The 13,538-nt window shown below is 69.6% G+C and carries 12 protein-coding genes and 1 tRNA gene; 10 read left to right on the forward strand and 3 right to left on the reverse strand.

The genetic code is table 11. The features are described 5' to 3' along the window. Positions 1–63: 63 nt before the first annotated feature. Positions 64–1,485: an isochorismate synthase gene (locus tag AAD496_RS03685; protein WP_349827292.1), complete on the reverse strand. Its 1,422-nt coding sequence runs from the start codon at positions 1,483–1,485 to the stop codon at positions 64–66. A gap of 135 nt (positions 1,486–1,620) precedes the next feature. Here AAD496_RS03685 and AAD496_RS03690 point away from each other — a divergent pair, with 135 nt between their 5' ends. The 3 genes from AAD496_RS03690 to AAD496_RS03700 are packed head-to-tail and all read left to right on the forward strand — an operon-like array spanning position 1,621 to position 4,716. Further along, entirely contained in the window at positions 1,621–2,322 is a 702-nt protein-coding gene (locus AAD496_RS03690; protein WP_349827294.1) for a demethylmenaquinone methyltransferase, read from the forward strand. A gap of 7 nt (positions 2,323–2,329) precedes the next feature. Further along, positions 2,330–3,676 carry a geranylgeranyl reductase family protein gene (locus AAD496_RS03695; RefSeq protein WP_349827295.1) on the forward strand — a complete coding sequence of 449 codons (1,347 nt, stop codon included), beginning with the start codon at positions 2,330–2,332 and terminating at the stop codon, positions 3,674–3,676. Further along, positions 3,673–4,716, forward strand: a complete 1,044-nt coding sequence (locus tag AAD496_RS03700) for a polyprenyl synthetase family protein (protein WP_349827296.1) — start codon at positions 3,673–3,675, stop codon at positions 4,714–4,716. Before AAD496_RS03695 ends, AAD496_RS03700 begins: the two co-directional genes overlap by 4 nt. Before the next feature lie 29 nt (positions 4,717–4,745). Here the strand turns inward: AAD496_RS03700 and rarD are convergent, their stop codons facing one another. Then, positions 4,746–5,744: an EamA family transporter RarD gene (rarD, locus tag AAD496_RS03705; protein WP_349827297.1), complete on the reverse strand. Its 999-nt coding sequence runs from the start codon at positions 5,742–5,744 to the stop codon at positions 4,746–4,748. 153 nt (positions 5,745–5,897) lie between these two features. Here rarD and AAD496_RS03710 point away from each other — a divergent pair, with 153 nt between their 5' ends. From AAD496_RS03710 to AAD496_RS03725, 4 genes are all read left to right on the forward strand, one after another. Further along, positions 5,898–7,301, forward strand: coding sequence for an FAD-dependent oxidoreductase (locus AAD496_RS03710; RefSeq protein ID WP_349827298.1), 1,404 nt, complete (start codon positions 5,898–5,900; stop codon positions 7,299–7,301). A gap of 224 nt (positions 7,302–7,525) precedes the next feature. Further along, positions 7,526–7,687 (forward strand): hypothetical protein, encoded by a 162-nt coding sequence (locus tag AAD496_RS03715; RefSeq protein WP_349827299.1) that lies wholly within the window; start codon positions 7,526–7,528, stop codon positions 7,685–7,687. After that, positions 7,687–8,004 (forward strand): transcriptional regulator, encoded by a 318-nt coding sequence (locus AAD496_RS03720; protein ID WP_349827300.1) that lies wholly within the window; start codon positions 7,687–7,689, stop codon positions 8,002–8,004. The genes AAD496_RS03715 and AAD496_RS03720 overlap by 1 nt, the downstream gene beginning before the upstream one ends. A gap of 115 nt (positions 8,005–8,119) precedes the next feature. Further along, positions 8,120–8,899: an enoyl-CoA hydratase-related protein gene (locus AAD496_RS03725; RefSeq protein WP_349827301.1), complete on the forward strand. Its 780-nt coding sequence runs from the start codon at positions 8,120–8,122 to the stop codon at positions 8,897–8,899. Positions 8,900–8,978: 79 nt separating this feature from the next. Here the strand turns inward: AAD496_RS03725 and AAD496_RS03730 are convergent. Continuing rightward, a tRNA-Tyr gene (locus AAD496_RS03730) sits at positions 8,979–9,060 on the reverse strand. Positions 9,061–9,269: 209 nt separating this feature from the next. On the opposite strand from AAD496_RS03730, the gene AAD496_RS03735 reads away from it, so the two are divergent. The 3 genes from AAD496_RS03735 (at position 9,270) to AAD496_RS03745 (ending at position 13,526) form a co-directional block, all read left to right on the forward strand. Then, positions 9,270–9,764 (forward strand): YajQ family cyclic di-GMP-binding protein, encoded by a 495-nt coding sequence (locus AAD496_RS03735; protein ID WP_349827302.1) that lies wholly within the window; start codon positions 9,270–9,272, stop codon positions 9,762–9,764. A gap of 104 nt (positions 9,765–9,868) precedes the next feature. Then, complete coding sequence (locus AAD496_RS03740; RefSeq protein WP_349827303.1) at positions 9,869–10,669, forward strand: glycerophosphodiester phosphodiesterase; 801 nt, start codon at positions 9,869–9,871, stop codon at positions 10,667–10,669. Positions 10,670–10,880: 211 nt separating this feature from the next. Then, positions 10,881–13,526, forward strand: coding sequence for a hypothetical protein (locus AAD496_RS03745; protein WP_349827304.1), 2,646 nt, complete (start codon positions 10,881–10,883; stop codon positions 13,524–13,526). The last annotated feature ends 12 nt before the right edge of the window (positions 13,527–13,538 follow it).

The raw sequence follows: 13,538 nt of genomic DNA on the forward strand, positions 1-13,538 counted from the left end.
TGATCTGCGACAGAGTCCGTGATCTCGCGGCCGAGGCCCCGGCCGAGGCCCCGGCACCCCGCCTCAGAGCCCGAGGGCGCGCTTCATGGGGGCGAGTTTCGCCTCGGTCTCGGCGAGCTCCGACTCCGGGTCGCTGTCGGGCATGATCCCGGCGCCGGCCCACAGACGGATGCGGTCGGGCGCCTCCAACTGGCCACAGCGCAGCGCGATGCCGAACTGCCCGTTGCCGCGCCCGTCCACCCAGCCGACCGGCCCGGCGTAGCGCCCGCGGTCGGCCGCTTCGAGCGCCTCGATCGCGGCGAGTGCCTTCTCCTTGGGGAACCCGCCGACGGCCGCCGTGGGGTGGACCGCGGCGGCCACGTCGATCGCGGTGAGGGCACTCCCGTCCGCGCGGGCGTCGAGCGTGCCGGCCGCGTCCGAGGCGAGATGGATGACGTTCCTCAGCTGCAGCAGGTGCGGCTGCTCGTCGACGTGGAGGTCCGCCGACACCGCCCCCAGGCTCGCCGCGAGCGAGTCGATCGCGAACCGGTGCTCGGTCGTGTCCTTCGCCCCGCCCAGCTGCGCGCGGGCCGCCCCGAGTTCCGCCGCCGGGTCCTCCTGCACGCGGTAGGTCCCGGCGAGCACCCGCGACGTCACCCGCCCGTCCTCGACGCCCACCAGCAGTTCCGGCGTCGCGCCGATGAGACCCGCGACGTCGAACGTCCACGTGCTCGGGTAGGCGGCGTTGAGTGCTCCGAGCACCGCGCGGACGTCGATGTCCTCCGGCGCCTGCACCACCTCGTCCCGCGCGAGCACGACCTTCCGCAGGGGTTCGTCCGGGTCGTCCTGCTCGGCGCGCATCCGCGTCGCCGCCTCACCGACGATCCGCACGAAGTCCTCGGGGCCGACCTCACCGGACTCGACGCGTGCGCCACACACCGGGGTCAAGGGCGACCGCGAGAGCGGGGGCACCGCGTTCGACTCCGCGGCCGAGGCGCACTCCGCTCCCGAGGCGCCCTGTCCTTCGGAGGCCGCACCGTGGGCACCCGGTTCCGCCATGGTGATCGAGGTGAGCCACACCCGGCCGTCGCGGCGGCCCAGCAGGAACCGGGGGACGTCGACGACGGAATCGGTGGTCGAGTGGGCGGAGAAGGCGAGCGTCGAGAACCCGATGAGGCCGGAACCCAGATGGTCGACCTCGTCGCTCACACGGGCGCGGGCGGCCAGGGCCGACCAGGTGCGGGAGAGGGTGTCGAAGCGGCGGGCGCCTCGGGCGCGGAGGCGCAGGACCCGGTCGAAGCCGACGAGGCCGGAACTGCCGCGCACCCAGCAGCTGGTGCCGCTCACCGGCAGGAGGGAGAGGAACTCCGCGGGGGTCGTGGGCAGGCCCGTGTCGAAGGGGGCGGGTGCGTGGGGTGAGACCCCGTCCACGTACCAGGTCCGCACGTCGAGGACGGGCAGCCGGTCGACGGATGTGGTCGCGGCGTCGAGGTCGGTGTAGTTCATCGTGCTCGATCGTACGACGGCCGGTGACGGGTACAGGCCTCCCGGCATCCGGCCCCGGCGCGACGCCGGCCACACTCCGGGCCGACACCCCGGCCCGGATTCGGTCCAGGGGCCCGGTCCTGAGAGAATGCCCCCATGAGTCGCGCCGACCTGGACAAGCAGAAGGACGCCGTCGCACAGATGTTCGACGACGTCGCTCGGAAGTACGACGTCATGAACGACGTCCTGAGTCTGGGGCAGGTGCGCCGCTGGCGCCGTGTCGTCACCGACGCCGTCGACACCCGGCCGGGCGAGCGGGTGCTCGATCTGGCCGCCGGGACCGGCACCTCCTCGCTGGAGTACCTGCAGGCCGGCGCCGAGGTGGTCGCCGGCGACATCTCCGAGGGCATGCTCGAGCAGGGCCGCCGGCAGTACCCGGAGGTCGACTTCCGGTACGCCGACGCGATGGATCTGCCCTTCGCCGAGGGCGAGTTCGACGTCGTCACCATCAGCTTCGGACTGCGCAACGTCCACGACCCCGATGCAGGTCTGCGGGAGATGCTCCGGGTGCTCAAGCCGGGCGGCCGTCTGGTCGTCTGCGAGTTCTCGACACCCACCTGGGTGCCCTTCGGGATCGCGTACAAGGAGTACCTCATGAACGCGCTGCCGGCGGTCGCGCGCCTGGCGAGCTCCAACCCGGAGGCCTACGTCTACCTGGCCGAGTCGATCCGTGACTGGCCCAACCAGCAGGCACTGGCCCAGCGGATCGTCGACGCCGGGTTCGACCGCGTGCGCTACCGCAACCTCACCGGAGGGATCGTCGCCGTCCACCACGCCGTGAAGCCCTCCTGGGTCTGAGGTGCACGTGACCGGATCGGCTTCACGCGCCAACCACTACACCGCGGACGCGATCGTCGTGGGTGCCGGGCCCGCCGGCTCCTCGGCCGCCACCCACCTGGCCCGGGCGGGCCTCGAGGTGATCGTCCTCGAGAAGAGCGCCTTCCCCCGCGACAAGGTCTGCGGCGACGCGCTCACCCCACGGGCCGTCCACGAGCTCCAGCTGCTCGGCTACGACACCTCGGCCGCCGGCCTGCCCGGCTGGCACCGCAACCGGGGCCTGCGGCTCATCGGTGGCGGTCACCGACTGGAGATCGACTGGCCGCAGGTGTCCGGCATGCCCGATTTCGGTCTCACGAACCCGCGCATGCGGCTGGACGAGGACCTCGCCCGGCACGCCCGTGCCCAGGGTGCCCGGATCTTCGAGCAGGTCATGGCGACGGATCCGATCATCGGTGCCGACGGCTGGGTCGAAGGGGTCCACGCCACCGGCACCGACCACCGGGGTCGCAAGGTCGGGCCCGAGGCGGTCTTCCGCGCGCCCGTCGTCATCGCCGCCGACGGGGTGAGTTCCCGGATGGCCGTCCGCCTGGGTCTCACCAAGCGCGACGACCGTCCGATGGGTGTCGCTGTCCGCACGTACTACGAGACGCCCCGCCATGCCGATCCGTACATCGAGAGCTGGTTGGAACTGCGCCCGCGGGACGAGAAGACAGGGCGCCTCGGCGACGCGATGCCCGGGTACGGGTGGCTGTTCCCGCTCGGGGACGGCACGGTGAACGTGGGGCTCGGGATGCTCGACACCTCGCCGATGTTCGGGAAGACCGACTACAAGGCGGTCCTGCGTGACTGGATCGACGCGATGGGTGACGAGTGGGGCATCGCCCCGGGCCGTGAGCTCGACACCGTGCGGTCGGCGGCCCTGCCGATGGCTTTCAACCGCACCCCGCACCACCACCGGGGTGTGCTGCTCGTGGGCGACTCCGGTGGGATGGTCAACCCCTTCAACGGGGAGGGGATCGACTACGCACTGGAGGCCGGACGCCTGGCCGCCGAGGTGGTCGCCACGCACCACCGCTACCCGCGGGCCGCACGGCGCGCCACCTACGACCGGTACCCCGAGCTCGTGCGGTCCTCGATGGGCTCGTACTTCACGCTCGGGCGGGCGTTCGCGCAGGTGATCGGACGGCCGGAACTCATGGAACTGGGTGTGAAGTACGGTATGGGGAGCACCACCCTCATGACGTTCGTCGTCAAGCTCCTGGCCAACCTCTACCAGGACCGCACGGCGGGTGACCGGGACGTGTACGACCGGCTGATCTCGGCGTTGAATACACTGGTCCCGGCCACCGACAACACGGGCCACCACGCATGAACAGGACGATTGAGCAGCACATGACGAACGCCTCCGCCGTATCGACCCCGAGCGTCTTCGGGTCCGTCGGGACCGACCTCGGACGGTTCATCGCGGACAAACTGGGGGAGGTCGAGACCTTCCTCGACGTCGCGGTCACGCAGGCCAAGCGGCTGCCCAACGAGTCCTCCCACCACCTGCTCAACGCCGGCGGCAAGCGGGTGCGCCCGATCCTCGTGTTCCTCGCCGCCCAGTACGGGGATCCGGACCGGCAGGAGGTCGTCAAGGCCGCCGCCGCGACGGAGATGATCCACCTGGCGACGCTCTACCACGACGACGTCATGGACGACGCGCCGGTCCGCCGGGGCGCCACGGCCGCCCACCTCGTGTGGACCAACAGCGTGGCGATCCTCACCGGTGACGTGCTGTTCGCCCGGGCCTCGCAACTGTCCTCGGAACTCGGCCCGCGTGCGGTGCTGCTGCAGTCGGAGACCTTCGAGCGTCTGGTCATCGGGCAGTTGGCGGAGTTCGCCGGTCCCGAGGAGGGCGCGGACCCCGTCGAGCACTACATCACGGTCCTCGCGGACAAGACGGGTTCGCTCATCGCCGCCGCCGTCGAGTTCGGCCTGCTCACCTCGGGTGCGCCGGAGGAGTACGTGGCGCCGATGCGGGAGTACGGCGAGAAGGTGGGCGTGGCCTTCCAGCTGATCGACGACGTCATCGACCTCACCTCGACCGGTGAGACCTCGGGCAAGACCCCGGGCACCGACCTGCGCGAGGGCGTCGTGACCCTGCCGGTCCTCTACGTGCAGGACGCGGCCGACTCCGGCGACGCCGGGGCCAAGCGGGTGGTCGACCTGCTGGAGGCGGACCTGTCCTCGGACCAGGCGCTCGAGGCGGCCCGTTCGGCACTGGCCGCGCACCCCGTCACCGAGCGGGTGCGCCAGGAGGCCCATCGCTGGGCCGGCGAGGCGATCGCCGCGCTCGAGGTGCTGCCCGCCGGTAAGGTCAAGGACGGTCTGGTCGACTTCGCCCGCAGCGTCGTCGACCGCGCGAGCTGAGGGGCTCCCTCAGGGCGCCTCGCCCGCGCTCAGTCCGCGGCGCCGCCGGCGCGGGTCGCCCTGTCCGACCGCCTCTTCTTCCGGCCGGCGATGACGCCGTCGGTCGTGAGGACGACGATCGCCAGCCACACGATGAAGAACCCGGCCCAGCGTTCCGGGGGCATCTCCTCGCCGAGCAGCGTCACACCGATGATGAACTGCGTGGTCGGGGCGACGTACTGCATCATCCCCATCCATGACAGCGGCACGCGGCTCGACGCCCCGGCGAACAGGATGAGCGGGATCGCGGTGACCGGCCCCAGGCACAGCATGACGATCGTGTGCCACTGCCCGTGGGTGCCGAAGTGCCCCTGCCCGAGTGCGGCGAGCACGATGACGTAGGTGAGCGCGATCGGCGTGAGCCACATCGTTTCGATCATGAGACTCTGCAACGCGCCGACCCGGCCGCCCACCCGGGACTTGATGTAGCCGTAGAACGCGAAGGTGCCGGCGAGCAGCAGGGAGATCCAGGGCACCTCGCCCATGCCGATGCTGATGACGAGGACAGCGACGGTGCCGATCCCCATGGCCGTCCACTGGAGCGGTCGGAGCCGGTCCTTGAGGACGAAGACACCCACGAGCACCGTGATGAGCGGATTGATGAAGTACCCGAGCGAGACGTCGACGACCCGGCCGATCTCCACCCCGAAGAGGAACACCAGCCAGTTGGCGCCGACCAGCAGACTCGCGAACCCGAGGGTGAGGACGAGGCGGCGGTCGCGCAGGGCGATCCGCAGGGATCCGAAACCGCGGGCGACGACGAGCAGGATGCCCGTGAAGACGAGGGACCACAGGATCCGGTGGGCGAGGACCTCGATACTGGGGGCCGGTGCCGTCGCCTGGAACACCAGGGGCAGGAAGCCCCAGAGGGCGTAGCACCCGAGTCCGAGGACCAGACCGGCCCGGCGGCGCGCGAGTTCGTCCGCGGGCAGCCCGGTGGCGGACGAATCGGTGTGCGTGGGGGAGGGGGATGAGGGAGTGCGGGTCACGCTCGAACTGTAGTCCCCATCCCGTGTGGAGCGTGAGAGCACCCTGGGAAATCACCGGGGTCGGTTGTGATGTATGACGGATATGACGTGCAGATTCGGTCACGTTCCTGTTGTGGAACTACGATGGGTGGTCGACCGATCGAAAGGTGTGACATGACGCGTCCTCTCCGTGTGGCCATCGTCGGAGCCGGGCCCGCCGGTATCTACGCCGCGGACCTGCTGACCAAGGCCGAGCGCGACTTCGAGGTGAGCATCGACCTGTTCGAGCGCCTCCCGGCCCCCTTCGGACTCGTGCGGTACGGCGTCGCCCCCGACCATCCCCGTATCAAGGGCATCATCAACGCCCTCATCAAAGTTCTCGACCGCGGTGACATCCGCCTGTTCGCGAACGTCGACTACGGCACCGACATCACCCGCGAGGACCTCCAGCACCACTACGACGCCGTGATCTTCTCGACCGGCTGCATCGAGGACGCCCGCCTGGACATCCCCGGCATCGACCTGCCCCGTTCCTACGGCGCTGCTGACTTCGTCAACTGGTACGACTCCCATCCGGACGTCTCCCAGGAGTGGCCGCTCGAGGCCGAGAAGGTCGCCGTCATCGGCAACGGCAACGTCGCGCTCGACGTGGCCCGCGTGCTCGCCAAGCAGGCCGACGACATGCTTCCGACCGAGATCCCGGACCACGTGTACGAGGGCCTCAAGAAGTCGCGGGTCACCGACGTCCACGTCTTCGGTCGTCGCGGCCCCGCCCAGGTGAAGTTCACCCCGCTGGAGCTCCGCGAGCTCGGCAAGGTGCCGGACGTCGACATCGTCGTCTACCCTGAGGACTACGAGTTCGACGAGGCCTCGATGGAGGCCATCCACTCGAACAACCAGATCAAGCAGGTGACGAAGACCCTCACGGACTTCACCCTCAAGGAGCCCACCGGCGCCAGCCGCCGCCTCCACCTGCACTTCCTCCATGCCCCCGTCGAGGTGCTCGGCGACGAGGAGTCCGGTGTCACCGGTCTGCGCACCGCCCGCCAGGAGCTCGACGGCAAGGGCGGCGTGCGCCCCACGGGCGAGACCACGGACTGGGAGATGGACGCCGTCTACCGCGCCGTCGGCTACTTCGGTTCGCCGCTGCCGCAGCTGCCCTTCGACGACCGCAGGGGCGTCGTGCCGAACCTCGAGGGCCGCGTCGTCGACACCCTCGACCAGTCCGCCGCCGCGGAATCCCCCTCCCTCCCCGGCGTCTACGCCACGGGCTGGATCAAGCGTGGACCCGTCGGCCTCATCGGTCACACCAAGGGTGACGCGCTGGAGACCATCACCCACCTCATCGAGGACCGTGCCGCCGGCCGCCTCCCCGCTCCCGAGGCGCCCGCGGAGGACGACATCGTCGCCTTCCTGCAGGCCAAGGGTGTCGACTTCATCGACTGGGAGGGCTACCACCGCATCGAGGCCGCCGAGAAGGCGCTTGGCGAGCCGCAGGGCCGCGAGCGCGTCAAGCTCGCCACCCACGAGGCGATGGTCGCCGCCGCCCGCGCGATGGCCCCCGCCACTGCGGACTGACCCGCTCCTACGACGACCGCTCCCGAGGCGCTCTGGCCCGACCCCGGCGCAGTCGGATCGTTCCCGTCCGGCGCTCGCACACGAGGCGCCCTGCACTTCCCGCTGGAAGTGTAGGGCGCCTCGTCGTCGGAGAATCTTCATGAAAGTACTTTCGGGATTGGAAAGTGATTGCTAGGGTGGAATGTTCCATCCGGAACGGATGGCACCGACCTCGGAGGGTTGTCGTGAATACGCATCAGGACCGTTCCACCCGTCCCTCGACCCTCGGTGCCGCCGAAGCCGCGGCACTCCTCGACACCGCCGCCGTCGTCGGGGCCTTCCTGGTCCTCGTGCTCGCCTTCGTCGGCATGCTCGTGGAGTTCACCCGCCAGGCGGGCGGCGCGTGATGGACCAGCAGACCGCACTGGCGCAGTTGTCGCAGGCCCTGTCCAATCCGACGCGCCTGGCGTTCGTGGCCGGCCTGCGCGACGCGGAGAAACGTCACTTCAGAGCGGTGAAGGAATCTCTCGGGATCTCCGATTCGGTGCTCTCGCGCCATGCGAGCGCCCTGGAGAAGGAAGGACTCGTGGAGATCTCCAAGTCCTTCATCGGCAAGCGACCGGCCACCTGGTACCGGATCACCGAGGAGGGCGTGCGGGTGCTCGACGCCCACCTCGAAGGGTTGCGTGCGCTCGCGGAGGGGTCGTTCCCGACGGTGGACTGATCGTCCGCGTGCACCGCTCACCTGTGGTCCGTTTGATCCCGGGTGGGGGATGGGCGAGAGTGCGGGTGTGGGGCGGAGAACGGTCTCCGTCAAGGACTTCGAAGGAGAAGCACTCATGACGAACGACATCTCGGTCGCGCTCGACGCGGGCGTCCTCACGGTCACGATCGACCGGGTGGAGAAGAAGAACTCGCTCACCGACGCGATGTACGGGGTGCTCGCCGACGCCGTGGAGCGCGGCGAGACCGACGACGGGGTGCGCGTCGTCGTGCTGCGGGCCGAGGGTGATCTGTTCAGCGCGGGCAACGACATCGGCGACTTCGCCACGCGTTCCGAGCGGGACCCGGACCAGCCTGCACCGGTCAAGCAGGTCTCGCGGTTCCTGCGGGCGCTCGCGGTCTCGACCACACCGATCGTGGCGGCCGTCCAGGGCAAGGCGATCGGTGTCGGGACGACCATGCTCCTGCACTGCGACTACCTGGTGCTGTCCGAGGACGCCCAGCTCATCACGCCCTTCTCGAATCTCGCACTCGTGCCGGAGGCGGGATCGAGCATCCTGCTCACCGAGCGGATCGGGCATGCGCGTGCCTTCGCGATGTTCGCCCTCGGGGAACCGTTGGACGCGCAGTCCGCCCTCGAGGCCGGGGTCGCGAACGCCGTGGTCCCGGCCGCGGAGCTCCACGACCGTGCCGCGACGGTGGCGGCGGCTCTCGCGGCCAAGCCGGCGGGTTCACTGCGGGCGACCAAGCAGCTCATGCGGGAGCCGGAGCGACTGCTCGCGCAGATCGAGAAGGAGTCCGCCGTCTTCGAGGAGCGCCTGGGAAGCGCCGAGGCCAAGGAGGCGTTCGCCGCCTTCGCAGAGAAGCGCAGGCCCGACTTCTCGCAGTTCGGCTGAGGCCTGCGGGGCGCCTCGGCCGCGCGGGCGGGGAAAGCGCGAGGCCCCGGTTCTGGTGAGCCGGGGCCTCGCGTGAGGGTGGCAGGTAGAGGATTCGAACCTCTGAAGGCTACGCCGTCTGATTTACAGTCAGATTCCTTTGGCCGCTCGGACAACCTGCCCTATTGAGTTGTGTGATCGACGTCCGGCGAACCGGAGCGCTGAGCACCTGAACAATAGTAGTCAGCAGGACGGGTACAGGACAAATCGCGCGCGCGTGCCGCTCGTCACACCTGTCGCCTCGCCTAGACTCGCCTGCGAACTCGAACACGGCCCGCGACACCCGACACCTCGATCCCGCGGGCCCTCCACCGACGGAACGGAGACGGTAATGGCGAAGGACTCGTCGTTCGACATCGTGAGCAAGGTCGACCGCCAGGAGGCGGACAACGCACTGGGCCAGACGGTCAAGGAGATCAACTCCCGCTACGACTTCCGCGGCGTGGGCGCCTCCATCGAATGGCAGGGCGAGACCCACGTGATGATGAAGGCCAACGCCGAGGAGCGCGTGAAGGCCGTCCTCGACGTCTTCCAGTCCAAACTCGTCAAGCGTGGGATCTCCCTGAAGTCGTTCGAGTCCGGTGAGCCCTACGCCTCGGGCAAGGAGTACCGCCTCGAGGGCGACCTCAAGGAGGGCATCGACAAGGAGAACGCGAAGAAGATCTCGAAGATCATCCGCGACGAGGGTCCCAAGGGCGTGAAGGCCCAGATCCAGGGTGACGAGCTGCGGGTGACCTCGAAGTCCCGTGACGACCTGCAGGAGGTCATCGCCCTCCTCAAGGGTCAGGACCTCGACGTCGACCTCCAGTTCATCAACTACCGCTGAGGCGTCTCGTGATCGAGAGGGCACATATCGTCGGATCCGAGCCCGGAATCCGACGATATGTGCCCTCTCGACTTCTGGGATTGGCCGCGGACTAGTGTGAAGGCATGAACTTCGGGCAGTACGTCACCGCACGGACCTCCGCCCTGGGCACCGCACGCCCGGGTGGGGGCTCCAAACCGTGGGTCATCGCGCACCGCGGCTACTCGGGGGCCGCCCCGGAGAACACGATGGCCGCCTTCGACGCCGCCCAGGCGATCGGGGCGGAGTTCATCGAGATCGACCTCGGTCTCACCGCCGACGGAACCCCCGTCGTCATCCACGACTCGACGATCAACCGCACCACCAACCTCCAGGGTCGCGTCTCCGACCTCACGGACGAATCCCTCTCCCTCGCCGACGCCGGCTCCTGGATGGGTCCGGGTTTCGCCGGCCAGCGGGTGCCCGCTCTGCGCACCGTCCTCGAAGACCTGCACGTGAGCGGCGGCGACGTCCTCCTGGAGTTCAAGGACGACTGGTCACCGGGCGCCATCGCCCACGTGGCCCGGGACGTCGTCGAGACCCGCACCGCGGACCGGGTCCTCATCCAGAGCTTCTCCGTCCGCACCCTCGAGGTCTGCCGCGACCTCCTGCCGATGGTCCCGCGTGCCCTCCTCCGTCTCGTCCCCCGGCCGGACGACAAGGCACTCCTCGAGGAGCTCGACGCCGTCGGCTACAACCTTTCGCTGCGCGGATTCCTGGCCCGTCGCCAGGTCGCCGAGGAGTTCATGGCCGCCGGCTACGGCGTCTTCGTGTGGACCGTCAACGAGGCGCCCGACTGGGAGAAGGTCCTGGGAGCCGGCGTCCACGGCATCATCACCGACCAGCCCGCCCGCCTCCAGGGCTACCTCTCCGCCAAGTTCGACTGACCCCGCGGTCCGTCAGCACCGCCACAGCTGCGTTGTCGATCGCTCGACGTACAAAACCCACGTACGCCTTCGCTCCTCCGCCTTGCTGTGACGGCACTGCCGAACCGCGGGGCACGTGGTGCGAAGGCGCGCCCGCGCTCACCTGGTGCGTTGCCGGACGGCAACGGTGCGCGCGAGATGTACGTCGGTGCCCGCGGATAGGGTGTGACGGGTGAGACCTGAATCGTTCCATGCTGCCCGGCGGATCCTGTTCCTGTGCCTGTCCGCCCTGCTGGGCACGCTGCTCGCGGTCACGGCGGTGCCCGTGGCGGCGGGCGCCTCGACGGCGGAGGGCACGGACCTGACCCCGGCGGAGTCCGCGGTCGCCGCCTATGTCGCCGAGCACGTCGACCTCGTGTACGAGGCCTGGGGACCGGAGGCGCGGGAGTTCGCGCCGGACACGGAGTACCAGTCCTTCTGGGAGCCGGGGCTCGTGTACGCGGACCCCCTGTCCTCCTCGTTCTGGGACGAGCGCCAGCAGGACCTCGTGATGCCACAGGTGGAAGCGGCCCGTGCCGCGGGCATGGAGGTCCACGTCGCGCTCGTCGGGTCCTTCGGTGCCACGGGGCGGGATCCTTCGGCTTCTTCGGGACGGGCGAGTGAGACGGGCGCGGCCCTGTGGCGCCAGATCGTCGCGGGTTACGCCGAACGGGTCCCGGAGGAGGACGCGATCGTCGTCGTGTGGGACGCCGATCTCGGGTACATCTTCCGTGCACGGATCAGCGGTGGCGAACTCACCGACGACCTCTCGCGGCTCGACCCGGATACGCAGGTCAACGGCATGTGGGACCACTACTCGCGGTGGACGGTGTTCCCCGATGTCCAATTGGGCCGTGACGTACCCGGACCCGGGATCCACTATGCGATCCGAACGGCGGTGGAACCGAGCGCCCCGTCGAAGGTGCAGCACGTCGAGTCGGAACCGATGCCGGTGCTCGGCTCCCAGTTGCGGCCCTACGAGGTCGCGGACCGGTCCTCGGCCGCTGACGGCGGAGTGTCGTTCCTCCGGGTGTTCCTCCTGGTCCTCGGACTGTTCGTCCTCTCGTGGGTGGTCCAGGCCGCGCGGAACCGTCTGCGCGGCACCGACAGGTCGAAGGCGCGGGCCCCGAAGCTCGACGAGAAGCAGCGTGCGCTCACGGACCTGCACCTGCGGGCGGCGCGGGCGCACGAATTCCTGGATCGACGGAAGACCAGGATCTCGCAGACCGTGCTCGACGCCATGCGGCGCCTGCCGGAACCGAACGACTCCTTCAATCCCCTCGTGTGGGCGGCCTGGGTGCAGCTCGAGCGCGAGGCCGACCCCGGGCGGGGTGGCGGGGAGGTCGGGTTCTTCCGTCCCGACCTCGAAGCCGAGACCCGGGTGTACTGGGACGGACTGGGCGCGGACCTGGAGATCCCGGTCTCCCGGCAGGCGGCCCGTGACCTCGATGAGGACCGCATGCCCTCCTACCTGTCGGCGGACGGGATCTCGACGGGCACCCCGTACTGGCGGGAGGACCGATCGCCCTTCGCCGCCTCCGGTATGGGCGCCTTCGGTCCCGTCTCGGCGGCACTCATCGCCATGCCGTCCGGGTGGACGCCGGAGCACGGCACCGTCGACATCGACGCGTTCACCGGGGAGGACGATCTCCCCGGCGCAGCCCCGGAGGGTTCGGGGACGGTGACCCGGACGACGACCACGACGCGGTCGGGCACCACGCGGACGACCACGACACGGACGACGGTGACGCAGGAGACCAATTCGCTGCACCGGTCCGTCGAGCCCTCCGCACGCGAACGCTATGTGGAGATCCGCGACGAGCAACGTCGGCAGAGCGCGCGGACAGGTCTGAGCGCGCTCTTCCTCGGGAAGTATCCGGACCAAGGCCCCGAGCCCTCCTCGCTCCTTACGGTGCGCAGGCAATCGTCGGCACGCGACGAAGCGGACATCAGCGCCGCGGGCCGGGCCGAGGACGTCCCGGGTCCGGTGTTCGGGAAGGTCGTCCTCGGTCTCGCCGCGGTGCTCACGCTCGCAGGGATCGCCGCCGGGATCTGGAACGTCACGGAGTACCAGCGGCTCGCCACCCCGGCTGAGCTGGACGAACGCGAGGTGGCCGCCCCGGGTGAACCGGGACCGGACCCCTCGGGTGGGGAGTTCTCCGCGCAGGTCGACCCCCGTCGGGCGGCAGCGATCTCCACGGCACTGGCGGACACGGGGCTCTACATCGATCCCGAACTCCGCCGTCGTGTGGCGCCCGAGGAAGAGGAACAGTTGCGCGCACTCGTCGCGGAGGCGGACCTGCCCTTCGACCTGTTCATCGCCGTGGCGGGGTCCACGAATGAGGACGAGTACCGCGGTGCGGAGGACAACCGTGTGGCCGAGTACTCCCGGATGCTCGAATCGATCGCCCCGGACGCGGTGCTGCTCGACGTGAGCCTCGACCCCGGAATGGGCTCCGCCGAGATGGACCACCACAGTCACACTTGGGGTGCGGGCCCCGCGGAGGACGGATCGACTCCCGAGATCGAGTTCTACGAACTCGGGTGGAACGCGGACGAAGGGCCACTGGTCCCCGTGATCGAGGACTACGTGACGCTCATGGAACAGCACGATTGGAGCGACGGATCGGGAATCGCCGATCGGAGCGAGTTCACCGGGAACGGACGCGACGTGGGCAGCGACGGGCATTTCGTGGCGGCGTCGATCTTCATCGTGATGGGTGGGCTCCTGGCCGCCGGGTTGGCGCTGTGGCTCCACCGCGTGGCTCTCACCATCCTCCGGGCCGACGCCGCACGGGTCCGAACGGCTCGTGCCGAGAAGGAACGGACGAAGCGATGACGACGGGGACAG

This window comes from Brevibacterium litoralis (assembly GCF_040212315.1).
Lineage (GTDB): Bacteria > Actinomycetota > Actinomycetes > Actinomycetales > Brevibacteriaceae > Brevibacterium > Brevibacterium litoralis.